Source organism: Pedobacter sp. AK017, assembly GCF_014200825.1.
Taxonomy (GTDB): Bacteria; Bacteroidota; Bacteroidia; order Sphingobacteriales; family Sphingobacteriaceae; genus Pedobacter; species Pedobacter heparinus.
In genome coordinates, this window is record NZ_JACHCW010000002.1 from 213608 (window position 1) to 236496 (window position 22889).

General features: G+C 45.7%; 22 protein-coding genes. 13 read left to right on the plus strand and 9 right to left on the minus strand.

What is annotated here, in order from left to right; translation table 11 throughout:
- Nucleotides 1–8 precede the first annotated feature (8 nt).
- The 8 genes from HDC92_RS04005 (at nucleotide 9) to HDC92_RS04040 (ending at nucleotide 8714) form a co-directional block, all read left to right on the plus strand.
- The gene (locus HDC92_RS04005; protein WP_036675014.1) at nucleotides 9–1232 is read left to right on the plus strand and encodes an HD domain-containing protein; all 1224 of its coding nucleotides are present in this window, start codon (nucleotides 9–11) and stop codon (nucleotides 1230–1232) included.
- A 119-nt stretch (nucleotides 1233–1351) separates the two neighbouring features.
- Complete coding sequence (lpxD, locus tag HDC92_RS04010; protein WP_015810078.1) at nucleotides 1352–2425, plus strand: UDP-3-O-(3-hydroxymyristoyl)glucosamine N-acyltransferase; 1074 nt, start codon at nucleotides 1352–1354, stop codon at nucleotides 2423–2425.
- A gap of 2 nt (nucleotides 2426–2427) precedes the next feature.
- A complete protein-coding gene (locus tag HDC92_RS04015; protein ID WP_015810077.1) occupies nucleotides 2428–3837 on the plus strand; it encodes a bifunctional UDP-3-O-[3-hydroxymyristoyl] N-acetylglucosamine deacetylase/3-hydroxyacyl-ACP dehydratase in 1410 nt (469 codons plus the stop codon).
- A complete protein-coding gene (gene lpxA, locus HDC92_RS04020) occupies nucleotides 3834–4619 on the plus strand; it encodes an acyl-ACP--UDP-N-acetylglucosamine O-acyltransferase (protein ID WP_015810076.1) in 786 nt (261 codons plus the stop codon). Before HDC92_RS04015 ends, lpxA begins: the two co-directional genes overlap by 4 nt.
- Before the next feature lie 13 nt (nucleotides 4620–4632).
- Entirely contained in the window at nucleotides 4633–5247 is a 615-nt protein-coding gene (locus HDC92_RS04025; RefSeq protein ID WP_183872502.1) for an ATP-binding cassette domain-containing protein, read from the plus strand.
- Nucleotides 5248–5403: 156 nt separating this feature from the next.
- On the plus strand, nucleotides 5404–5964 hold the full coding sequence (gene efp / locus HDC92_RS04030; protein WP_015810074.1) for an elongation factor P: 561 nt from the start codon (nucleotides 5404–5406) through the stop codon (nucleotides 5962–5964).
- A 294-nt stretch (nucleotides 5965–6258) separates the two neighbouring features.
- Entirely contained in the window at nucleotides 6259–6819 is a 561-nt protein-coding gene (locus HDC92_RS04035; protein ID WP_183872504.1) for a 5-formyltetrahydrofolate cyclo-ligase, read from the plus strand.
- Between the two features lie 104 nt (nucleotides 6820–6923).
- Nucleotides 6924–8714: an OmpA family protein gene (locus HDC92_RS04040; RefSeq protein WP_183872506.1), complete on the plus strand. Its 1791-nt coding sequence runs from the start codon at nucleotides 6924–6926 to the stop codon at nucleotides 8712–8714.
- A gap of 54 nt (nucleotides 8715–8768) precedes the next feature.
- Here HDC92_RS04040 and HDC92_RS04045 read toward each other — a convergent pair whose 3' ends face one another.
- The 4 genes from HDC92_RS04045 to HDC92_RS04060 are packed head-to-tail and all read right to left on the minus strand — an operon-like array spanning nucleotide 8769 to nucleotide 12494.
- Nucleotides 8769–9740: a formimidoylglutamase gene (locus HDC92_RS04045; RefSeq protein WP_183872507.1), complete on the minus strand. Its 972-nt coding sequence runs from the start codon at nucleotides 9738–9740 to the stop codon at nucleotides 8769–8771.
- On the minus strand, nucleotides 9740–10984 hold the full coding sequence (gene hutI / locus HDC92_RS04050) for an imidazolonepropionase (protein WP_183872509.1): 1245 nt from the start codon (nucleotides 10982–10984) through the stop codon (nucleotides 9740–9742). Before hutI ends, HDC92_RS04045 begins: the two co-directional genes overlap by 1 nt.
- Nucleotides 10985–10987: 3 nt before the next feature.
- Nucleotides 10988–11758 carry an exodeoxyribonuclease III gene (locus tag HDC92_RS04055; protein ID WP_015810069.1) on the minus strand — a complete coding sequence of 257 codons (771 nt, stop codon included), beginning with the start codon at nucleotides 11756–11758 and terminating at the stop codon, nucleotides 10988–10990.
- Between the two features lie 4 nt (nucleotides 11759–11762).
- Nucleotides 11763–12494: a peptidylprolyl isomerase gene (locus tag HDC92_RS04060; RefSeq protein ID WP_183872511.1), complete on the minus strand. Its 732-nt coding sequence runs from the start codon at nucleotides 12492–12494 to the stop codon at nucleotides 11763–11765.
- Between the two features lie 118 nt (nucleotides 12495–12612).
- Between HDC92_RS04060 and ygiD the strand changes: the two genes are divergently transcribed.
- Nucleotides 12613–13440: a 4,5-DOPA dioxygenase extradiol gene (gene ygiD / locus HDC92_RS04065; protein ID WP_183872513.1), complete on the plus strand. Its 828-nt coding sequence runs from the start codon at nucleotides 12613–12615 to the stop codon at nucleotides 13438–13440.
- A 1-nt stretch (nucleotide 13441) separates the two neighbouring features.
- On the opposite strand, the gene HDC92_RS04070 is transcribed toward ygiD, so the two are convergent.
- Entirely contained in the window at nucleotides 13442–14386 is a 945-nt protein-coding gene (locus HDC92_RS04070; RefSeq protein WP_255484447.1) for an aldehyde dehydrogenase family protein, read from the minus strand.
- On the minus strand, nucleotides 14361–14852 hold the full coding sequence (locus HDC92_RS25115; protein WP_255484448.1) for an aldehyde dehydrogenase family protein: 492 nt from the start codon (nucleotides 14850–14852) through the stop codon (nucleotides 14361–14363). Before HDC92_RS25115 ends, HDC92_RS04070 begins: the two co-directional genes overlap by 26 nt.
- 44 nt (nucleotides 14853–14896) lie before the next feature.
- Here HDC92_RS25115 and HDC92_RS04075 point away from each other — a divergent pair, with 44 nt between their 5' ends.
- The 4 genes from HDC92_RS04075 (at nucleotide 14897) to HDC92_RS04090 (ending at nucleotide 17436) form a co-directional block, all read left to right on the plus strand.
- Nucleotides 14897–16105, plus strand: coding sequence for a hypothetical protein (locus tag HDC92_RS04075; protein ID WP_183872515.1), 1209 nt, complete (start codon nucleotides 14897–14899; stop codon nucleotides 16103–16105).
- A gap of 126 nt (nucleotides 16106–16231) precedes the next feature.
- Nucleotides 16232–16864, plus strand: a complete 633-nt coding sequence (locus HDC92_RS04080; RefSeq protein ID WP_015810064.1) for a peroxiredoxin — start codon at nucleotides 16232–16234, stop codon at nucleotides 16862–16864.
- 15 nt (nucleotides 16865–16879) lie between these two features.
- Nucleotides 16880–17191: a thioredoxin family protein gene (locus tag HDC92_RS04085; RefSeq protein WP_183872517.1), complete on the plus strand. Its 312-nt coding sequence runs from the start codon at nucleotides 16880–16882 to the stop codon at nucleotides 17189–17191.
- On the plus strand, nucleotides 17188–17436 hold the full coding sequence (locus HDC92_RS04090) for a DUF6952 family protein (RefSeq protein WP_015810062.1): 249 nt from the start codon (nucleotides 17188–17190) through the stop codon (nucleotides 17434–17436). The genes HDC92_RS04085 and HDC92_RS04090 overlap by 4 nt, the downstream gene beginning before the upstream one ends.
- Nucleotides 17437–17511: 75 nt before the next feature.
- Here the strand turns inward: HDC92_RS04090 and HDC92_RS04095 are convergent, their stop codons facing one another.
- The 3 genes from HDC92_RS04095 to HDC92_RS04105 all read right to left on the minus strand — a co-directional run bounded on the left by HDC92_RS04095 (nucleotide 17512) and on the right by HDC92_RS04105 (nucleotide 22884).
- The gene (locus tag HDC92_RS04095; protein WP_015810061.1) at nucleotides 17512–20100 is read right to left on the minus strand and encodes a phosphoenolpyruvate carboxylase; all 2589 of its coding nucleotides are present in this window, start codon (nucleotides 20098–20100) and stop codon (nucleotides 17512–17514) included.
- 189 nt (nucleotides 20101–20289) lie between these two features.
- Nucleotides 20290–21837, minus strand: a complete 1548-nt coding sequence (locus HDC92_RS04100) for a DHA2 family efflux MFS transporter permease subunit (RefSeq protein ID WP_015810060.1) — start codon at nucleotides 21835–21837, stop codon at nucleotides 20290–20292.
- Between the two features lie 3 nt (nucleotides 21838–21840).
- The gene (locus HDC92_RS04105; RefSeq protein ID WP_015810059.1) at nucleotides 21841–22884 is read right to left on the minus strand and encodes an HlyD family secretion protein; all 1044 of its coding nucleotides are present in this window, start codon (nucleotides 22882–22884) and stop codon (nucleotides 21841–21843) included.
- Nucleotides 22885–22889: the final 5 nt, after the last annotated feature.

Here is a 22889-nt window from a genome sequence, read left to right on the forward strand (position 1 = left end):
TTCAAGGATTGAACAAGAAGAAAATCATAAATGATCCGGTATATGGCTTCATCAATATCCCTTCTGAAATCGTATTTGACCTGATCTCACATCCGTATTTTCAAAGATTAAGATATATTAAGCAATTGGGGATGACGCACCTGGTATATCCGGGGGCCTTGCACACGCGTTTTCACCATGCTATAGGTGCCATGCACCTGATGAGCCTGGCCATTGAGGTGTTGAGGGGCAAGGGGCAGGACATTACGGCCGAAGAGGAAGAGGCTGCAACGATAGCCATTTTGCTGCATGACATTGGGCACGGGCCTTTCTCGCATGCGCTGGAGCATACATTGGTAAACGAAATTAAGCATGAAGACATTTCCATGCGGCTGATGGAAAAGCTGAACGAAGCCTTTGATGGTCGCTTAACGCTGGCCATAAGGATTTTTAAAGGCGATTATCCCAAACATTTCCTGCCACAGCTGGTTTCGAGCCAGCTGGATCTGGACCGGATGGATTACCTGAACCGCGACAGTTTTTTTACGGGAGTAAGTGAAGGAGTGATCAGTTTTGACCGCATCATTAAGATGTTTAATGTACTGGATGAGGAATTGGTCATAGAAGAAAAGGGCATTTATTCGATCGAAAAGTTTCTGATTGCACGCAGGTTGATGTACTGGCAGGTTTACCTGCATAAAACAGTGATTGCGGGCGAAATGCTGCTGGTAAAAATTCTGGAAAGGGCAAAATACCTGGCTTCTCATGGCGAGGCTTTGTTTGCTACGCCGGCATTGCAGCATTTTTTAAAAAATGAAATTACGGAAAAGGAGTTTTTTAAAGGGGATTTGCACCTGGAACAATTTTCGAAGCTGGACGACCAGGATATTTTTGCTTCGGTAAAGGTTTGGGCCGAGCATCCCGACAGGATCCTTTCCCAGCTTTGTGGCATGCTTAACCAAAGAAACCTTTATAAGGTAGAGATCAGCAATGATGCGCCCGATGAAAGCCGGGTAGCCGAACTGAGGGCCAGGACTGCTGCATTTTTAAACCTGAACCAAAAAGATGTCTGTTATTTTGTATTTACAGATATGATCAGGAACCGGGCCTATAATGCCGGCAGCGGCAACATCAACATCCTGTTGAAAAACAATACGATCATTGATATTGCAAAAGCTTCGGATTTATCTAACTTAGAATCTTTAGACAAGACTGTGAAAAAACATATATTATGCTATCCACGAATTATTTAGCATTTTTTAACAAAATAACTCGTGATTTATCCCGTTTTTAGTTTTTCAATTTAAAATGATGAATTGACAACCTAAACAGGTTTATTTGTTCATATCAATTTAACATATAACTTTGTAAAATGCAATTTACTGCCAAGCAGATAAGTGAGTTTATAGATGGTACCATTGAAGGCGATGAGCGCGTTGGGGTTAGTGAGCTTTCCAAAATAGAAGATGGGAAGGCCGGTTCATTGTGCTTTCTGTCCAACCCCAAGTACGAGAACTATTTATATTCCACAAGTGCTTCAGTAGTTATTGTTGGAAAAGACTTTGTCCCTTCGCAGCAGGTGAACAGCACCTTAATCCGTGTGGCAGATCCTTACAGTGCCTTTTCTGTTTTGCTGGAAAAATATAACGAAGTGGTGAACCAGAACAGTGCACAGGTAGGTATTGAGCAGCCCAGTTTTATTCACCCCTCGGCAAAAATCGGTAAAAATGTTTTTATAGGAGCTTTTAGCTATATTGCTGAAAATGTAGAGATTGGCGATAACTGCAAAGTTTCTCCGCAGGTATACATTGGTGCTGATTCTGCTTTGGGCAGGAACTGTACTTTGTTTCCCGGAGTGAAGTTGTATAACCGGTCTGTTTTGGGCAATAACATCATTATACATTCCAACACTGTAGTTGGGAGCGATGGTTTTGGTTTTGCTCCCCAGGCCGATGGGACCTATACAAAAATTGCGCAGATCGGTAATGTGGTGATAGAGGATGATGTGGAAATTGGTGCGAATACTTCGATAGACCGGGCTACGATGGGCTCTACGTTTATCAGGAAAGGGGTTAAATTAGACAACCTGATCCAGATTGCACACAATGTTGATGTGGGTGAGCACAGTGTTGTTGCGGCACAGACAGGGATTTCGGGCAGTTCTAAACTGGGCGAAAAGTCTGTTATTGGAGGGCAGGTGGGCATCGCCGGTCACCTTTCGCTGGCAAAGGGCACCCAGATCGGGGCCCAGGCAGGGATAAATTTTAATACCACTGAAGAAAACAAACAATGGCACGGGAGTCCGGCACAGCCCCTTCGCGATTGGATGCGGGCATCTGTGATCTTTAAACAGCTGCCTAGTGTTGAAAAAAGGATAGCGAGCCTGGAAGCAAAGATTAAACAGCTGAATGAGCTCATTGAACAAAACAGTACAATACCAAAATAACAATGAACGTTAAACAAAAGACCATAAAGAATGAAGTTTCGGTACAGGGCGTAGGGCTGCACACCGGGGCAAATGTTACACTTACTTTTTGTCCGGCACCTGAAAACCATGGATTTAAATTCCAGCGTACCGATCTTCCGGGCAATCCGGTTGTAGATGCCGATTGTGACAATGTTACGGATACCGCCAGGGGAACCACCATTTCTCAGAACGGGGCCAGTGTAAGTACTGTTGAACATGTTATGGCCTCTTTGGTGGGAATGGACCTGGACAATGTGCTGATGAAACTTGACGGACCTGAAACGCCGATTATGGATGGCAGTGCCATTCAGTTTTTAGATGCACTGGAAAGTGCGGGCATTCAGATACAGGAAAAAGACCGGGAATATTTTCAGATCCCACACAATATTGCTTATACAGAGCCGGACAGAAAGGTAGAAATTGTGGCGATGCCTTTGGACGATTACAGGTTTACCTGTATGATTGATTACAATTCGCCGGTTTTGGGCAGTCAGCACGCCGGGATTACCAGTATTGCTGAATTTAAAAAGGAAATCGCTTCCTGCCGTACTTTTTGCTTTTTGCACGAACTGGAATACCAGCTGCAAAATAACCTGATCAAAGGCGGCGATCTAAACAATGCCATTGTTATTGTAGACAAAGAAGTAACCAAGGAAGAACTGGACCACCTGGCCAAGATATTTAAAAGAAAGGCGATTGAAGTTGCCCCTCAGGGTATTTTAAATAATATGGAGCTGAGGCACCAGAACGAACCGGCAAGACATAAATTGCTGGACATGATTGGTGATCTTGCCCTTGTGGGGGTGCATCTAAAAGGACATATTATGGCAGCCAGACCCGGACATGCCGCCAACGTGGCATTTGCCAAAAAAATCAAAGCAGCCATCAAAAAGGAAAAAAACAAAAAGGTACAGCATGTGTATGACCCAAGCGTTAAACCGCTGTACGATACGGTTCAGATTATGGACATCCTGCCGCACAGACAACCATTTTTGTTTGTCGATAAGGTTTTGGAATTATCGAAGACCCATGTGGTTGGCGTAAAGAACGTGACCATGAACGAGGAGTTCTTTAAAGGACATTTTCCGGGAGCGCCGGTTTTCCCTGGGGTGATCCAGATAGAAGCCATGGCACAGACCGGCGGGATCCTGGTACTGAGTACGGTTCCTGACCCGCAGAACTACCTTACTTTATTCCTGAAAATAGACAATGTGCGCTTCAGGGCTCAGGTACTGCCAGGCGATACCATTATCTTCAGGTGCGATCTGATGGAGCCAATAAGACGCGGAATTGCACAAATGAAAGGTGTGGGCATGGTGGGCGGAAAAGTGGTGGTTGAAGCCGAGATGATGGCCCAGATCGTAAAAGTAAAAGAAACCGAAACTACATGATACAACCTTTAGCATACATTCATCCCCAGGCAAAAATAGCAGACAATGTCGTTATTGAGCCTTTTGCGGTAATTCATAAAGATGTTGAAATTGGTGAAGGAACCTGGATCGGCTCCAATGTGGTGATCATGGATGGAGCAAGGATCGGGAAAAACTGCAGGGTGTTTCCCGGCTCGGTGATCTCTGGTGTACCCCAGGATTTAAAGTTTGCCGGCGAGATCACGACCGCGGAGATTGGCGACAATACAACAATCAGGGAGTGTGTAACGATAAACCGTGGAACGAAGGATAAATGGAAAACGGTTATTGGCAGCAATTGCCTGATCCAGGCGTATTCACACATTGCGCACGACTGTGAGGTTGGTGATTTTTGTATATTTTCTAACAGTACTACGCTTGCAGGGCACATTACAATCGGAAATTATGTGGTGCTTGCGGGCCTGGTGGCCATCCACCAGTTTGTAAAGGTTGGCTCACATGCTTTTGTTACCGGGGGTTCATTGGTTAGAAAGGACGTTCCGCCTTATGTAAAAGCCGCCAGAGAGCCGCTTTCTTATGCAGGGATTAATTCTGTAGGCTTACGCAGAAGGGGCTTTTCTTCGGAAAAGATCAATGAGATACAGGAAATTTACAGGGTCTTATTTGTGAAGCATAACAATGTGACCAAAGCCCTGGATATGATAGAAGCAGAATTTAAACCTACCGAGATCCGGGATGAGATCGTAGATTTTATCAGGAACTCGAACAGAGGGGTGATGAAAGGTTTTGGCTCTGGCAGTTAATCGCCCGGAAAGCATGACGATCAGCTTGCAGAACGTTGGCAGAAGGTTTAATCAGGAATGGATTTTCAGAGGGCTGGATTATACCTTCAATTCTGCCGGAAAATACGCAGTGCTGGGTCCAAACGGTTCTGGTAAGTCTACTTTGCTAAGTGTTTTATTGGGCAATCTTGGCCCTTCTGAGGGGAAGGTGGTTTATGAGGACGGAGCAGTTGTTCCTGTAGCAGCTATTTATAAGTACATCAGCTTTGCAGCGCCCTATTTAGACCTGATAGAGGAGTTTACGCTTCAGGAGACCATAGATTTTCATTTTAAGTTTAAGGGTTTTCATGCAGGAATGGATGCGGCAGCAGTACTTGAGTTATTGGGGCTTTCGAAAGCTCAGGACAAGGCCTTAAAATATTTTTCTTCGGGGATGAAGCAGCGTACGAAGCTTGTACTGGCCTGCTGCGCAGACACGCCTCTGCTTTTTTTAGATGAGCCGACCTCTAACCTCGACAAGCAGGGGCTGGCCTGGTACCTTGAGCTGATTGAGCGTTTTGCCTTGAACAGGACGCTGATCATAGGCTCAAATCAGGAGGTTGAATATTCTTTTTGTAACCATTTTGTGCAGTTGACGGATTATAAATAAGTAAAATTTATATTTGAAAACAGGGCAAAGGGGACTATTTAGGGCTTAAAACACCTTTGTGAAAATATTTTTAAACTACTATTGTATAATTAATAAATAGTCTTTACCTTTGCGGCACGAAAAAAGGCCGAAAGTTTAGGCACAATTTCAAAAAAAATGGCAAAAGCATCAGACATTAAAAATGGTAATATCCTTCGTTTTAACGGAGAATTGGTACAAGTAGAAGAGTTTCTACACCGTACGCCGGGCAACTTGCGTGCTTTTTACCAGGCCAGGATGAGGAATGTAAAAACCGGGAAACTGGTGGAATACAGGTTCCGTGTAGATGAAGAGGTGGAGATTTGTCGCGTTGAAACCAGTGATTACCAGTATTTATACGAAGATGGCGATGCGTTGGTGGTCATGGACAACAATACTTACGAACAGTTTAATATCCCGAAATTGTTATTCGGTAAAAGTGTTCGGTTTTTGAAAGAAGGAATGAATGTGATCATTGCATTTGAAAGCGACGAGCCGATTATGGCCCAGACACCTTCGCATGTAGAGTTAGAAATAACCTACTCAGAGCCTGCAGTTAAAGGCGATACCTCTACAAATGCATTGAAATACGCAACTGTAGAGACAGGAGTAGAGATAAAAGTGCCAATGTTTATCAATCAGGGCGATAAAGTTAAGATTGATACACGGACAGGTGACTATATAGAAAGAGTAAAATAAGAATTTTCATAGTTTAGTTTTAGGTTTAGGTTGATTGAGGCTTCGGAGTGGTTCCCGAAGCCTTCTTTTTTACTTTTTATTCTGGAGAAAAATCATTGCCGATGCTGCTGAGGCGGAAATCCTTTGCCTGAAGAAGGGCAAAATATTTCAATGCTTCTTTAGCACAGCCATAACTTTACTTTGGGTACCTATAGGACACAGAAAAGAAGGGCTTTGGGGTTTTTGATGGGGTGTCATTTGCAGAGCGCGGAACCGATAGGGGTTACAACCGGGTGTTTTGTTATATTTGCTTTAATGACAAAAGCGGAAATTAGAAAAAAGGCTGTTGTACAGCGTAGAGGGCTTTCTGAAGAAGAAATTGCTGTTTATAGCCAGCGATTGTTGTCCCATTTCACTTCATTTAATCTGACCGGCGTACATATCATTCATGTGTTTCTTCCTATAGCAGAGCAGAAGGAGCCGGATACCTTTTTGTTTATAGACTGGCTGGCCCGGCAGCACCCCAAGATCAGGATCATAGTACCTAAGGCTGATTTTGAGACGGCCTTAATGCATAATTATGTGTATACGGGCAGGGAGGGGCTGCTGAAAAATATTTACAAGATCCTGGAGCCTGCCGGTGGCGAACTGCATACCGGAGCGGTAGATATGGTGCTGGTACCGATGCTCGCCTTTGACCTCCGGGGTTACCGCGCAGGCTACGGAAAGGGTTTTTACGACCGTTTTTTGCAGGGATTGGATACCCGGAAAATAGGTTTATCGTTCTTTGGTCCGGTTGAAAAGATTGATGATATCAATGTGCATGATGTGGCGCTGGATTGTTGCATCACCCCCGAAAAAGTATATTATTTTTAGTCAGGGCTTAAATCAGAAAGAAATTTCAACTCAGGGGGTAACAAATACCGGCTCCGCCTGATATCTCTCCAAACAGTTTGATTTTTAAACTAAAGGAGAAGATTATGAAAAAGTTAATATTAATGGTAATGGCAGTAGTATTGAGCAGCCTTACCTGGGCACAAAACAGGCAGGATTCGACGGCAAGCAACAGGGGAAGACTTCAGGTTTCGGCTTTTGGTGGCCTTAGCATGCCCCTCGGCAAATATAAAAATGAGATCGGCAGGGCCAAAAACGGTTATTTTGCCGGATTGGCTATAGACCAGTACTTCAAAGGGAACAAGTGGGGTATAGGCCTGGACGCACGTTTTCTGAACCATGAGATGCGCAAGTTGGACAGCGTGTTTTTTGCCAATGGGCATATTGCTACAGCTTATAAAAACCATCCTTCTTTTCAGCACATTGCCCTAAGTGTGGGCCCTACTTATAAAGTGGGTTTTGGTAAGCTTGATTTTGAGGCATTTTTACGCGGTGGGGTATTGTTTGAGGGCTTTCCGCAGTATACACAGTCCATTTATGTAAATGCTGCTTCAGGCCCCCCGGTAAAAACATTCGACAATTATTACACCAGCAATTCGAAAGAGAAAACCAAATCCTGGATGGGACTGGGAGGTTTGCGGCTGTCATATGGCCTTGGGGATCATTTGGCTTTGTTTGTACAGGCCGACTACCTGCGGGCCTTTGGTAAAAGCTTTGGCAGCGACTCCAGTGAATTTTACATCACCCGCTATAGTGAAAAGAAAGCCATTACCGCAACCGATGTCATGAATGTAAAAATCGGACAGATCACCAACATACTTGATTTCTATGAAGAAAAACCGGTTACTCAAAAAACTTTTGTACAGGCCGTAAATGTGGGCCTGGGGATTAAATATACTTTTGGTGGTAAACGTAAAATTGCTGCGCCTGTTCCTGTTACCAAAACCCTAGCGCCACCCGCTTCCGCAGTGCCTAAAGACATTCTGGTGGTGGTAAAGGACAGGCAAACAGGCCTTGCTTTAAGCGGCGTTACCCTTAAGATCAGCCATAAGGGGGTAGACCATACTTCCATCAGCAATGCCGAAGGACAGGCAGAGCGCATTAAAGGCGCTGAAAAAGGCAGTTACCAGGTTACAGCCGTAAAAAATGGAATTGCTGCTGAACCTGTGGCCATCACTGCGTCTGACTTCGATAAGGCAGGAAATGTGATCTATAAAGAGATTTATCATGATGATCCCCGTTTTACGCTGATCGGGGAAACGGTAAGGGCAAATGACAATGCGAAACTGCCAGGTATTGGTACGGTGCTGACCAATGCATCTAACAGTACCAATATGACCCAGATCTCGGATGCGGAAGCTAAATTTGTTTACCAGCTGGAACAGCAATCGGATTATAATATTGTCGCCAATCAGGCCGGTAAATTCTCGCAGACAGAAAGTGTGAGCACCAAAGGGCTGGACAGGAGTAAAACATTGTATGTAACCCTGAAACTTGGGGTAAGTAACCTGGATGCCGGAGCGGTATTTGTACTGAAAAATATCCATTATGACTTTGACAAATCGAACATCAGGCCAGATGCCGGGAGGATACTGGACAACCTGCTGAACGTCATGTCACAAAACCCAACCTTGAAGATCGAGTTGTCGTCGCATACCGACAGTAGGGGTAAGGATACCTATAACCTGCGCCTTTCGCAACAAAGGGCAGAAGCTGCGGTAAATTACCTGGTGGGCAAAGGTGTGGCGCGTGACAGGATGGTAGCCAAAGGATATGGAGAAACAAGATTGCTGAACCGTTGTGCAAATGGGATAATCTGTACTGAAGATGAACATCAGGAAAACAGAAGGACTGAAATAAAGGTTTTAAAGTTTTAGTGCGCAAGTTTTAGGAGGAGTGGCAAAGCCCTGCAGATGAATTTGCAGGGCTTTTTATGGTTGCGACCGGATAAAATCGCTGATAAGGTAAGCAATGGTTTTGGGGGTGCTGGTACTTTGCCGGCCATCTGTCAGGGCAACAGCGCCCTCGCAAAGGTGCAAATAAGCGAATTTTTTGTCTGCCCTTAACACCAGGCTCCTGACTTCGTTCAGACTAAAGCCGGAGGGGCTGACGGCGCTTGACAACACATCTGCTATCGCATCCAGATCAATCTCCAGACCAGGTGCTGCGCCGCTTTGTTTTAACAGACTGTCCCAGAACATGGTTACGGGCTGGCTGCTTTTTAACATATCGTCAAAAAACACGGCCTGTATATCCGGGTTTTTTGCGATTTCCTGTAAAATGCTGCCGTTGTTATAATTCTGGTGCAGGCCAAATACACTATAATGTTTTAAAAAGCCCTGTTTTAAGGCATAGCTGAAGCCATTGCCGCTATGCCGGCCCGCTGTGGCCCTCAGGTCTGCATGGGCATCTATGTTGAGCACATCTACTGGCCGGTTCAGCGCCTTTGAAATGCCCTTCATAATTGGGAAAGCGTTGTTGTGCCCCCCGCCGATCACAATCGGGATTTTGCCTGCCTCAACTATTTTTTGGACAACGGGGTAAACCAGGTCATCTATCTCAGCTACTTTTTGCTGCAGACCGCTAATGCTGTTGTCTGCCGGTTCCGAAAACTCAAAATGGCCCAGTACCAGTAATTCATCGCCCTTAAAAGAAGGTGTACTTTGAATGTTGAGCAGCGCTTTCAGTGCGGGTTGCCAGGCCGTTGAGGCGCCTGCTATACCATAATTGGCCCTTACACCTATATCCTCCGGAATGCCCAGCAAAACAAATTTAGCGGTACTCGTTTGCAGCTGGCCGGCACTGCTTACATGCTGCACCTGTTCTCCAAGCCTGGTTTCACCTTCCCTGCGGCTAACCAGGGCCAGGAAATCCGCTTTGCTGTAAATTTTAAACCCTTCCATCAGCAGATCTTTCCGTTAAGGATAATGCTTTCTATTTGCGACTGTCCGAAGCTATAGGGCAGAAAGGCAAGGGAAGGCATGGGCCTGGTGATGAACAGGTTGGCTTTTTTACCTTTGGTAATGCTGCCGGTTTCCCCGCTCAGCTCCATAGCCGCAGCCCCGTTCAGGGTAGCCGCATTGATGGCTTCCCGGGGCTGCATCCGCAGTTTGATGCAGGCCAGGGACACGACCAGGTTCATGTTGCCGGAAGGGGTAGAGCCCGGGTTGTAATCGCTGGCTATGGCTACAGGGATATCGGCATTGATCAGCCCCCTGGCGTTGGCATAGGGGATATTGATGTAAAAAGAACAGGAAGGCAATAAGGTAGCGATGGTATGGCTGTTTTGCAAACTGCTGATGACGGCCTCATCTGTAACTTCCAGGTGGTCTACCGACACGGCCTGGTGCTTTACCCCCAACTGTACCGCGCCCGATACCGATAACTGGTTGGCATGGATTTTAGGTTTTAGTCCGTAACCCGCTGCTGCAGCAAGCAGCTCATCCGTTTCAGCCACAGAAAAGAAGCCCTGCTCGCAAAAAACGTCCATATAGTCGGCCAGGCCTTCATCCGCAATTCTGGGCAGCATTTCATCGGTAATCAGCTTAATGTAAGCGGCATGGTCGTTCTTATATTCCGGGGGATAGGCATGTGCTGCTAAAAAGGAAGCTTTAACCGGAATGGGGAAAGATTCTTTTAATCTGCGGATCACCCTCAGCATTTTGAGTTCGCTGGCTGTGGTCAATCCATAGCCGCTCTTGATCTCTACAGCGCCTGTACCCTGCCTGATCATATCGTTCAGCCGCAGCGCTGCAGCATCATAAAGCGCATCTGCTGAAGCGTGCTGCAGCTTACGCGCAGAATTTAAGATGCCACCCCCTGCAGCAGCTATCTCTTCATAGCTTTTTCCGGCTATTTTCATCTCGAATTCCTCTTCCCGGGAGGCCGCAAAAACTATATGGGAATGTGAATCGCACCAGGAAGGAAAGACATAGCCCTTTTTAGCATCGTGTGTATGCAGGGCATTTGGTAATTGTGCAGGCAGGCTGCCCATCTTTCCAAAATCCGAGATCTTTCCGTCTTCGCACAACAACCAGGCGTTTTCCATCAGCGGGAGTTCGCCCAGCTGTGCGCCCTTTAACTGCCTTGTGTTGCCGGGGTGGAGGCCAACAAGGCAGCCAATATTGATGAGCAGCAGGGCAGCCATATTTTATGGGTTTAGTTCTAATAAAACAGGGCAGTGGTCGGAATGGATCGCATCGGCAAGGATAGACACTTTTTTCAGTTTCGGCAGCATGGCCTGCGTAGCCAGGTGATAATCGATACGCCAGCCCAGGTTTTTGGCCCTGGAGTTGGCCCTGAAGCTCCACCAGGTATAATGGTGGGGGTCTTTGTTAAAATGTCTGAAGGTATCGATAAAACCACCATTCAAAAAGAGTTCCATCCATTCCCGTTCTTCGGGCAGGAAACCTGAAGAGTTGGCGTTGGATTTGGGGTTATGGATGTCGATGGCCGTATGGCATATATTGTAATCGCCGGAGATGATCAGGTTGGGGAGCGTTTTGCGTAAGGCTGTAATATAAGCCTCAAAAAAGCGCATAAACTCGTACTTCTTCACCTGCCGTTCATCACCACTTGATCCGGATGGAAGATACACGCTCATCAGGGAGAAGTCGTCAAAGTCGGCCCTTAAGATGCGGCCTTCCTTGTCAATCCATTCTTCACCGCAGCCATATTCAACATGGTTGGGTTTGATTCGGGTCAGAATGGCAACGCCACTGTACCCCTTTTTTTCGGCAGGAAACCAATAGTGATGATAGCCCAGTTGCTCTATTAAAGCAATGATTTCTGGGATTTGCGAAGGCAGGGCCTTAACTTCCTGCATACAGATCATGTCGGCATCGGTAGCCTGCAGCCATCCGAAGAAATTTTTGGTAGAGGCAGAGCGGATTCCGTTAACGTTATAAGAGATAATTTTCATCTGTTTAAATTTTGTTTTTCTTTTGTGATGAAGTGTGGGCCGCTTTTTCCAGCTTAGCGATTTCCTTTTCCAGTTTTCGGGATTCGGAGCGTTTTAAAACAGTAACCGTCATTTTTACATCTTCAAGCGGCCGGTTGTTGCTGTCGGTCTTCACTACTGCAATGCTGTCAATCAGTTCCATTCCTTTAACCACCTCGCCATAAACCGTATAATTGTGGTCTAAATGGGGTGTACCGCCAATGGTTTTATAAATTTCCCTTTGCCAAAGGGGGATTTTGAAATTAAGGCGTTTATTTTCCAGGTCATCCAGGCCCTGGTCTGTAAATATTTTGCCCTGCACCAGGTAAAACTGGCAGCCGCTGGATGCTTTTTCCGGATTATTGTCCCTTGCCGCGGCCAGTACCCCTTTTTTATGGAACAGGCTGTCGCGAAATTCAGCAGGAACGGTATAGCCTACAGTTCCCTCACCAAGCAAAGCACCCGGGAGTGCTGTTTTGGAGTCGGGATCTCCACCCTGGATCATAAAATCTTTGATCACACGGTGAAAAAGCGTGCCATCATAAGTGCCCGCTGCGGCCAGCTTAAGGAAATTGTCGCGATGCTGCGGGGTTTCATTGTACAATTTGATGATGCATTCGCCGAATGTAGTTTTGATTTTAACATACTGGTACTTAGGTTTTGCAGAAAATGCTGAAATAAAGCATAGGCAAAGGATTATGGTAAAATAATTCTTCATTATCAGTTTAATTATCCTGCTAAGTTATTTATTTGGCCAGACAATTTCTTATCCTGGATCAACAATTAAGTCGCTGATCCGTTATAGTTTTGTAAATCATTTAAAACCAGTAACGATTATGTCAAACTTAGCCGGGTTTAACACATTTACCAGCAGCCTGCAGGATCAGGGCCTGCTGATGCCAGTGCTTTTTATGGGCCATGGTTCGCCCATGAACGGGATTGAGGACAATGAGTTCAGTGCCAAATGGGTCGAAATGGGCCGAAACATCCCGGAACCCAAAGCGGTAGTGGTGGTATCGGCACACTGGTTTACGCGGGGTACGCAGGTTACGGCAATGGATTTTCCAAAAACGATCCACGACTTTGGCGGTTTTCCGCAGGCCCTGTTTGACGTGGAATATCCGGCTCCCGGTGATCCGGAACTGGCCAAAGAAACTGCCGGATTGATCCATAGCACAGCAGTGGGGCTTGACCACGACTGGGGCCTTGACCATGGGGCCTGGACGGTTGTGCGCCATATGTACCCTAAAGCCAATATCCCGGTACTGCAGCTGAGCATCGATTATACTAAAGATGCGACCTATCATTATAACCTGGCGAAAGATCTGTCGGCTTTACGTAAAAAGGGTGTGCTGATTTTAGGGAGTGGCAATATGGTGCATAACCTGAGGATGATGAGCTGGGAAATGATCAACGGCGGCGGATACGACTGGGCCCTGGAAATGAATGAGAAGTTCAAAAGCCTGATCATGAACGGGGAACACCAGCCTTTATTGAACTACCAACGCCTGGGTAGCGCGGCCATGATGGCCATTCCTACCCCCGAGCATTACCTGCCCCTGATGTATACTTTGGGCCTGCAAAATAAAAATGAGGAGGTTTCTTTGTTTAACGACAAAGCCGTGGGGGGCTCGCTGACCATGACCTCGGTTCGCGTAGGGTAATTTACAGCAGTTTTTTTAACCATTTCAGCAGCCGGGACTTGTTTTCATAAGGCGGGTAAATGAGCGCTGTGGTATTGATGGGCGACTGGTAGACTACTGCCCTTTCTTGAGAAAAGGCCTTGAAGCCAAAAAAGCCGTGGCAGCTGCCCGTTCCGCTCCCGTTTACCCCACCAAAAGGGAGTTTCGGATTGGAAATGTGGATGAGGACATCGTTGATACAGGCCCCTCCGGAAGAGGTGTTTTTGAGGATGTATTGAATGTTTTTGCGGTTGGCACTAAAAACATATAAAGCCAGCGGCTTGCTTTTATGGTTTACATAAGCAACCGCTTCGCTGAGGGTCTGGTAAGCGATAAGGGGCAGGACAGGCCCAAAGATCTCTTCCTTCATGATGGTCGTTCCTACGGGGATCCGGGCCAGTACAGTTGGGGATATGGTCTGGCTGGATTCATCTTTTTCGCCACCCAGCACCGTGATGGCCCCTTTATCCAGGGCATCTGTTATTAAGTCTGACAGCCTTTCAAAGTGTTTTTTACTGATCAGCTTTGCATAAACTTCGGTATTGAGCTTTCCGTTCTTAAAAAACAAGCGGTTAACGGCCTCTTTATAATATTCGATAAAAGACTGTTGCAGATCGCGGGGGATCAGCACATAATCGGGGGCAATACAGGTCTGGCCCGCATTGATCAGTTTGCCCCAGGCAATTTTTTCGGCTGCTTTTTTCAGGTTGGCCGTTTCCTCTATAATAACAGGCGATTTGCCGCCAAGCTCCAGGGTAACCGAGCTGAGGTTTTTGGCGGCGGCCTGCATAACCAGTTTGCCAATTGCGGTACTGCCGGTAAAAAAGATATGGTCGAAAGGCAGCTCAAGCAACGCAGTGGAAATGCCGGCGTCCCCTTCAAAACAACAGACCTCACGTTCATCAAAACAATCCCTGATCAGCTGCAATCACCGAACTGGTAGCCGGGCTCAGTTCAGATGGCTTCAGTATCGCGCAATTGCCCGCAGCTATGGCCGAGATGAGGGGGCTCATGAGGAGCTGAAAAGGATAGTTCCAGGGCGCAATGATCAGGCAGCAGCCCTTTGGCTCGTAACAGATCCTGTTTTTCGCAAAAAGATTACTGATGGTTTTGCCAGCCCTTTTCGGTTTCATCCAGCTGTTCAGGTTATGGATGGCAAAGCCGATCTCACTGTAAATAAAGATCAGTTCTGTAAGCGCACTTTCAAACCGGCTTTTTCGCAGATCACTTTGCAGGGCAGCATAAATTTTTTCCTCATAGCTTTCTATACAGGCCTTTAAGGTTTTTAATTTGTCAATTCTTTGTGCAGCATTGCTGTTTCTAAGTGTATATTTATGTTTTTGCTGGGCTTCAAAAGCGGAGTCCATCATTTGGGGTTCCCGTAAATACTTCATTTGACCGATATTGCAGATGATTAATTAAATATAAGAGATACAAAATGAAAAGGAGATTATTTGTTGTTTTCGTAATTGCAGTATTGGCCCAGGCAGCGATGGCCCAGGCCATTAAAACGGGGGTGCTGGTCATCGGGAATGGAAATAATGCAATCGGTGCAGGCTTTCAATCGGCCTTGTCGGGCGTAAAGACCATATTGCTGTTGCAGGAGCCGGAGTTTAATCTTGCTGCAATGGATAAAAACCTGGCCTCGGGACTGGAGCTGACCTTTTTAAATAAAATGCGCAAAGAGAAGGGCATTAAGGACAGCACCGCTGCGGTTTATGTGGATGGGACGAGCGCAAACGTGGTGCTTAAAAACTGGGGCGACAGTGTGAAGAATTTAACGGTGATCCGCAATATAAAATGGTCCAGGATCAAACGCTCGGGCAACAACTGGAATGTGCTGCTGGCAGACGGGAGGACCATAAAACCGGAAGTACTGGTAAATGCCGACCATACTGGCCAGGTAAATACCGCCATTGCGCTGCCGGCCGCTGCAGCCAAACAATGGCAGGCTTTGAGTTATGCCGACAACCTTTACCGCCTGAGTGTAGCTTCAGGCTATGCAGAAGGGGGTGCTACAGGTAATATTCTGCTGATGCACAATTTGCTGCTGCCCGGCCAGGAAAACCTGGTGGTGCTGAATGCGGTTCAGGAGAGCATAGCTGCCGGGCAGGCAGCAGGTGCTACAGCCGCTTATGCAGCATTTTTTAAAACAAAAACCTCATTATCTAATTTAAAGGTGATACAGCGGGAGCTGATTGACCATAAACTTTCGGTAATGCCTTTTGCCGATGTGCCTAGTGCAGACAGCAACTGGAAAGCAATTCAGCTACTTGGCCTTTCGGGCTTTTTGAAGGCTCAGATTGCTGCGGGTACTGCACGCTTTTTGCCGGAGCAGCCGGTAACTACAACTGAAATAAAGGAGCCCGTAAAAAGCTTTTATTATAAGGCACAGATCTGGTTTGACGATTACAAGGAACCTGAAATGAGCATCGGCGCAGTATTGAGCCTGGTTTGTATGGTAGGAAATAAATCGCCCGAAAACACGAGGGAAGAAGTGAAAAAGAAATGGAAGACGGGCTATAAATTTAAAACAGAATTTGACCTGAACCGCATTGCAACGCGCAGGGAATTTGCTGTACTGCTGAACGAGTATTTGAACCCCTTTATTGTGAATATAGATAAAGCAGGAAAGGTGCTGCGGTAGGCCATAGATTTTGTCTATATCTGTATCAAGATTAAGTATCCCTTATATCCCGGTTCCGGTTGTTTTTGAGGGGCGATAGCCGTACCTTTGTGCCATCAAAAAAAACAATAAATACAAAATATAATTATGGCTATAGTAGGTAAAAAATTCCCGAGTGTTAGCATTGATGCGATGTCTGAAATGGGCGATGATCTGAAGATCAATGTATTTGAAGAAGCAGTTAGTAAAGAAAAAAAAGTATTGTTATTCTGGTATCCAAAAGATTTCACTTTTGTTTGTCCAACTGAACTGCATGCTTTTCAAGCGGCCTTACCTGATTTTGAAAAAAGAAATACCATTGTAATTGGTGCTTCTTGCGATACCAATGAAGTTCATTTTGCCTGGTTAAATACCGCAAAGGACAACGGTGGTATTGAAGGTGTAACTTACCCGATCCTGGCGGATACACACAGGCATCTGGCCAATATTTTAGGAATTGTTGATCAGGAAGTGGAGTATGATGAAGAAGGAAACGAATCTTTCAGTGGTTCAAATGTTACTTTCAGGGCTACTTACCTGATTGATGAGACGGGTAAAGTGTTCCACGAAAGTGTAAACGATATGCCTGTTGGCAGAAATGTAAAAGAATACCTGCGTTTAATAGATGCTTATGCCCATGTACAGAAACATGGTGAAGTATGCCCTGCAAACTGGGAAGAAGGTAAGGAAGCGATGAGTGCGAACAGGACCGGCGTTGCAGAATATCTGAGCGCTAATTAATTAATCAACGAAAATATGTTTTTAGAATTAACAGAAGATAATCTTCAGCAATATGTTGCCGATAACAACAAGGTGATGGTTCAGTATGCCGCATCCTGGTGTGGAAACTGCAGGATCATGAAGCCAAAGTTTAAAAAACTGGCAGCAGAAAATGAAGATGTAACCTTCCTTATTGTTGATGCTGAAAAACTTCCGGGTTCACGTAAACTGGCAAACGTTGATAATTTGCCAACTTTTGCGGCCTTTGAAGGCGGAGTCCTGGTTGATCAGGTTCAGACCAATAAGGCAGAAGTTTTAAATGAGTTATTTGATAAGATAAGATCATGAAGATACCAGTAATAAGACAGCTGTTTGAAAACAGCACGCCTGAAAATCTGGAAGCTACTTTAACGGTTTTAGAGGCTTATTGTGAGTTCAGGGGCGTAAATGAGCAGGAGATTGATGTGGCAGGAGAGCTGATCACCAATATCTGCGGCGCACTTGAGGTGCATGAGAGCGTAAAATCGGGAATGGCCGAAAGAGATGCACTGAATGCTTTTGGGCAGAAGGTAATGGGCTCTATTGATCGATAATTTAGCCTGTAACATATAAAAAAGGGAGGTTCCATTGGAACCTCCCTTTTTTATTATAAGCTGGCCACGGATTCTTTAAGCGAGGTTCCGTCCGGCATTTACAATGCCATATACAGTTCTGATGGCCAGCTTTTCGTAAGATTGTTGTTCCTCAGCAGTGATTTCAGTTTGCAATCTTTCCAGGGCATAATGCTGGATCAATACCAATGGCAATACAATTTTCTCCCTTACGGCAATAGAGCGCTTCTCTACAGGATAATTTTCCATTAAAGTCTCATGACCCGAAAGCTTCAGCAGCATGCTTTTGGACAGCTCAAATTCATCGTGCAGCATTTTCCAGAAAGCCCCGTATTCTTTGTCGTTTGCAAAGTGGGCGGTGATGGCAAAATCGGACTTGCTCATAGACATCATACAATTGTCGATGATGGTTTTGAAATACCCTGATTCCTGATAGGTTTTTACCACCTTGTCCCAGTTGCCCAGTTTTTCCTGGTTCTTCAGGGCCGTGCCCATGCCATAAAAGCCAGGTATGTTTTGCTTTAACTGACTCCATGCGGTTACAAAGCTGATGGCCCTGAGGTCTTCCAGTTTTAAAGCCCCTCCGGAATTCCGTTTTACAGGCCTGCTGCTGATGGTAATTTTTGAAAGAAGGCTTAACGGAGAGAATTTTTCCAGATAGCTTAAAAATAAAGGATGTTTGCGCAGGTCTACAAAGGCTTCATAACTCTCTTTTGCCATTACATCCAGCAGTTCCTTGTGCAGCGGGTCGAGCAGGATGTTATGGGTTTCTTTGATGCCGGCAGATATTCCTGCATTGATCAGTTGCTCAATGTTGAACTCAGCACTATCGATAGATCCGTATTGTGAACTGATGGTTTGGCCCTGAATGGTAAGCTGGATGTTTTTGTTCGCAATCTCTTTACCCATCGAGGCATAAAAACGGTGTGTTTTGCCTCCGCCCCTTGAAGGCGGGCCCCCACGGCCGTCAAAAAAGGCAAGTTGTATGTTGTGTTTATTTGCCGTTTCTGTTAAAGCTACTTTTGCGTTAAAAATAGACCAGTTGGCCATCAGGTAACCTCCGTCTTTTGTACTGTCGGAGAAGCCCAGCATGATGTGTTGTTTATTGCCTCTTCTTTTCAGGTGTTTTTTGTAAAAAGGATGGGCGTACAGGGTTTCCATAATCCCTCCAGCATCGGCAAGATCATGTACAGTCTCAAAGAGGGGTACAAAATCTATGGAAAGGTCTGTCTCTTCCCAGCCGTTCCAAAGGAAAAGTTCCATCAGCTGCAGGATATCGCTGGCCTGCTGGCAATTGCTGATGATGAAACGGTGGCAGGCCAGTTCTCCGTTGCTTTCCTGGATCTGTTTGATCTCTGTAATGGTTTGCAGGGTATCATTGATCAGGGAATCTTTGTTTTCACTATAATTGATCCTCGCACTTTTAAAAGAAAGGGCCTTGATCTTTTCCGCTTCGGAAAGGCTGTCGTAGTTTTCAGGGAATAAAGAAATGATCGGTTTGCGCTGACGGCAGAAGGCATGTACATCCCTGAGCACACGGCTGTCCTGTCTGATGTCGAGAGAGGCAAAATGACTGCCATATAGCTCTACCTTACGGATGAGGTCTGAGGCAAGGTCTGCAAACAGGCCGTCGTGGTCGTCCATCAGTGTAGCCCGGATGTTATTGAGATTTTCGATTAAAAAATCGGCAATGTTTTCCGTTTCTATATTGGGATCAAAGGCGTTTTTGTACAATACATCCTGTACAATGGCAATATGTTCTTCTACACCACGGAAGGTAATGCGACGTTTCAGGTTCCTGAAATCGCGGTAATAACACCTGAACAGGATCTGTCTCAGCATTTTTGAAACCTGTATGGTAGAATCGGTATGTACATTTGGATTACCGTCACGGTCGCCACCAGGCCAGAAGCCCAGCTCGATGATCTTTTTAGATTCGAGGTTATAATCGTTGAGGCTTTTGTCTATTTCAGACTGTATGTTGGCTGCGGCAAAGTAAAATACATTTTCCAGGTACCAGGCCAGGCTTAGGGCCTCATCAACCGGAGTGGGTGATTTTTTATTGAAAAAGGGTGTTTTGCCCAATTGCTGCAACAACAGGTTTATGGTAGAGATGTCGTTGGTTTTAAGGGCCGTAGTGAGGTCTGTAATGATAGAAAGTACACTGCCAGGGTAAAACTGGGTGGGGTGTGCGGTGAGCACCAGGCGCAAAGAAAACTCATCAATGAGTTTTTCGATCTTATCGTTCAGGGCTTTGTTGTCTATTCCCTTTTTAAGGTAAGACAGCAGGGCATTGTGCTCATCAGCGGCATTCAGTTTATTAAATGAAGCATCTTCTACCGCATCAAACAATACCACCTGACGTTCTATGTACTGGATAAAGCGGAACAGGAGGTCAATAATGTCTTTATTTGAGTTGTTTTGGGTATACTTCTTAAAAAAAGCATCAATAATAGTTGCCGGAGTCTGGTGGTTGTTTATGCCATCTTCACAGTATTTAATAAATAAGGGTAATAAGGTACCGGTATCTTTCACCTTGTAAAACGGAAGGGTAAGAAAAAGACTATTGTAAAGCTCGAACCGGGATACGACCTCATTGTTAAATATAGACTCTCTCTGACCTTTTGCTCGCTGTTTCTGCATCATAATTTAAACGAAATATTTTCGCGCTTAATTTACCACAAATCATCGAAATAACGGCTTAAACAGGGCAATAAATTTATTTTGATTTGTTTTTTTTAATCTTTAACTTAGATACATAAAGATTAAATAAATCTTAATTGTTATTTTTTTGGGGTAAAACAGCCGTCAGGATTTTTCTGACGGCTGTTTTTTTTAATGCAGATCTGCCGGAACGGCAACGTTCTTTTTAAATTTCTGAAGATACAGGAGCGGGATAGAACACAAAAGGATCAGTCCAGCCACCCAGTACGCATCACTGTAAGTGAGCAGCAATGCCTGTTTGGTTACAGTGCCTTCTATAGCTTTTGTGGCCAGGGCCTTTGCATCCAGATAAGTATAGCCTTTGGCCATAAAATTTTGGATAAAGCCGTTAAAGCGGTCGGTAAAAGCCGGATTGTATTCGTTGATGTTGACCAGCAGATTGCTGCGGTGAAAACCCTGACGCACATGGATGAGGGTAGTTAAAGCGGCAATACCAAATGAACCACCCAACTGTCTCATCATGTTATTGAGGCCTGAACCCTGGCCAATTTCAGCCCCTTTAAGGTCCTGAATGGCCAAGGTGGTAAGCGGTACAAATAACAGGGCCATACCCACACCTCTGATCATCAGGGGCAGGAAGAAATCATTGGTGCCCGATTGCAGGGTGGACTTGCTGAGCATAGAGCAGAATACAAAAAAGAGGAACATCCCTATGGTTGCCATAAACTGGGCAGGAATGTTTTTCTTGAGCATAATTCCGATAAAAGGCATCATCACGATGGTACAGAGCCCCCCGGGAAAGAGCAGTTCTCCTGTCTGAAGCGGAGAGAAGCCCAGTAAATTCTGGCAGAATACAGGGAACACGAATACGGATCCGTATAAACCAAAGCCTAAAATAAATGAGGTGAACATCCCCACAGAAAAACTGCGGTGGCGCATGATCTTGAAGTTTACAATAGGGTGGTCTGTACTCAGCTCTCTCCAGATGAACAGGAGCAGGCCAAGTACCGAAGTTACGGCGAGCGCCGTGATGTAAGGCGTAGCAAACCAGTCCTCACTTTCCCCTTTTTCCAATACGGTCTGTAAACTACCTACCGCAACGGCCAATAGTACAATTCCCCACCAGTCGACCGGCATACCTTTGCCATCCTTCGGCGTTTCCCGTACAAACATATACGTACAGTACGCGGCGAGGATGCCGACGGGAATGTTTACATAAAATATAAGCGGCCAGGTGCTGATCTCGAGCAGGTAACCACCAATTGTGGGGCCAACAGTGGGGCCTACTACCGCACCCAAACCAAATAAAGCAGTTGCGATACCCACATCCTCGCGGGGCCAGGTTTCAATTAAGATGGCCTGGGCAGTTGAAATTAAACCCCCACCTGCAAGACCCTGCAAAATGCGGAAAGCGATCAGCTCTTCCAGGTTAGTTGCATTACCACAGAGAAAAGAGGCTACGGTGAACAGGACGATGGAAAACAGGAAATAGTTTTTTCGCCCGAAGCGGCTGCCAAGCCAGCCGGACATCGGCAATACAATTACATTGGCAACTGCATAACCGGTAGACAACCAGGCCACATCTTCGAGTGTTGCGCCCAGGTTGCCCTGTATCTGAGGGATCGCCACGTTTACAATGGTGGTATCAATCAGCTCCAAAAGAGAAGCTGTGATCACTGTAAAGGTGATGATCCACTTTTTTAAACCTTTCTCGGCCATTGTTTAATCTTTTATAGAGACAGAAACCTTAACGCTCATTCCGGGGCGCAGTTTGGCAAGGATCTCTTTGGGGGCTTTGGTTATTTTTATTTTCACAGGTACACGCTGCACTACCTTTACAAAGTTTCCGGTAGCATTATCGGGTGGGAGCAATGAACCCTTTGCGCCGGTGATGGGCGCAAAATTGTACACTTCGCCCAATACCTCGTCGCTGGGATAGGCATCCACATCTATTTTAACTTTTGAGCCTGTTTTGATATCTTCCAGCTGGGTTTCTTTAAAGTTTGCGGTAATGTAGATGCTGTTGTCGTTTACAATGGAAAACAAAGCCTGTCCGGCTTGTACCAACTGCCCTTTCTGTACATTCTTTTTAGAAACGATGCCCGTTGCCGGAGCTTTGATCTCGGTGTACGACAGCTGCAGGCGTGCAAAATCGACATCGGCCTGGTGCTGGGTGACGGTATTGCTGCTTACTGCAAGCTGCGACTGGCTGGTGCCTACTTGTTTTACTGCCGCATTGTACTGATCGTTTGCAGCGGTAAAAGCAGCCTGCGCAGATTCTTTTTGTGCTTTGGCCTGATCAAATTGCTGCTGGGTTACAGAACCGTCTTTTACCAGGTTGGCATAGCGCTCATAATCTTTCTGGGCAAGGTTCAGCTTAACTTTGGCGGCCTCAATATTGGCTTTGGCCGTACTGGTATTTGCTGCTGTGGCAGCAATCTGCGATTCAGAAACACCAACACCTGCACTGGCCCCTTTTTGTCCGGCCAGGGCTTGTTCCAGTTTTAGCTTATAGTCACGGTCGTCCAGTTTAACCAGTACCTGTCCTTCGGTAACATGGGTGTTTTCTTCGAAGTTTATTTCCTGAACATAACCCCCAACGCGGGAAACTACCGGGCTGATGTCGCCATCGATCTGGGCATCGTCCGTATCTACATGTTTGCTGTAATAGAGGTATTCTTTGGTACCAAATATGGCGCCTAAAATGATCAGTACGCCCAATATGATAGGGATAACTTTATTCTTTTTTTTCTTTTCAGTTGTCATTGCCT

Coding starts and splice junctions, on each gene's coding strand:
- lpxA (WP_015810076.1), top strand. CDS start 3,834: ATGATACAACCTTTAGCATACATTCATCCCCAGGCAAAAATAGCAGAC.
- HDC92_RS04015 (WP_015810077.1), top strand. CDS start 2,428: ATGAACGTTAAACAAAAGACCATAAAGAATGAAGTTTCGGTACAGGGC.
- efp (WP_015810074.1), top strand. CDS start 5,404: ATGGCAAAAGCATCAGACATTAAAAATGGTAATATCCTTCGTTTTAAC.
- HDC92_RS04035 (WP_183872504.1), top strand. CDS start 6,259: ATGACAAAAGCGGAAATTAGAAAAAAGGCTGTTGTACAGCGTAGAGGG.
- HDC92_RS04085 (WP_183872517.1), top strand. CDS start 16,880: ATGTTTTTAGAATTAACAGAAGATAATCTTCAGCAATATGTTGCCGAT.
- HDC92_RS04060 (WP_183872511.1), bottom strand. CDS start 12,494: ATGAAGAATTATTTTACCATAATCCTTTGCCTATGCTTTATTTCAGCA.
- HDC92_RS04100 (WP_015810060.1), bottom strand. CDS start 21,837: ATGGCCGAGAAAGGTTTAAAAAAGTGGATCATCACCTTTACAGTGATC.
- HDC92_RS04095 (WP_015810061.1), bottom strand. CDS start 20,100: ATGATGCAGAAACAGCGAGCAAAAGGTCAGAGAGAGTCTATATTTAAC.
- HDC92_RS04045 (WP_183872507.1), bottom strand. CDS start 9,740: ATGGAAGGGTTTAAAATTTACAGCAAAGCGGATTTCCTGGCCCTGGTT.
- HDC92_RS04105 (WP_015810059.1), bottom strand. CDS start 22,884: ATGACAACTGAAAAGAAAAAAAAGAATAAAGTTATCCCTATCATATTG.
- HDC92_RS04025 (WP_183872502.1), top strand. CDS start 4,633: ATGACGATCAGCTTGCAGAACGTTGGCAGAAGGTTTAATCAGGAATGG.
- HDC92_RS04090 (WP_015810062.1), top strand. CDS start 17,188: ATGAAGATACCAGTAATAAGACAGCTGTTTGAAAACAGCACGCCTGAA.
- lpxD (WP_015810078.1), top strand. CDS start 1,352: ATGCAATTTACTGCCAAGCAGATAAGTGAGTTTATAGATGGTACCATT.
- HDC92_RS04055 (WP_015810069.1), bottom strand. CDS start 11,758: ATGAAAATTATCTCTTATAACGTTAACGGAATCCGCTCTGCCTCTACC.
- HDC92_RS25115 (WP_255484448.1), bottom strand. CDS start 14,852: ATGAAGTATTTACGGGAACCCCAAATGATGGACTCCGCTTTTGAAGCC.
- HDC92_RS04080 (WP_015810064.1), top strand. CDS start 16,232: ATGGCTATAGTAGGTAAAAAATTCCCGAGTGTTAGCATTGATGCGATG.
- HDC92_RS04075 (WP_183872515.1), top strand. CDS start 14,897: ATGAAAAGGAGATTATTTGTTGTTTTCGTAATTGCAGTATTGGCCCAG.
- hutI (WP_183872509.1), bottom strand. CDS start 10,984: ATGGCTGCCCTGCTGCTCATCAATATTGGCTGCCTTGTTGGCCTCCAC.
- ygiD (WP_183872513.1), top strand. CDS start 12,613: ATGTCAAACTTAGCCGGGTTTAACACATTTACCAGCAGCCTGCAGGAT.
- HDC92_RS04040 (WP_183872506.1), top strand. CDS start 6,924: ATGAAAAAGTTAATATTAATGGTAATGGCAGTAGTATTGAGCAGCCTT.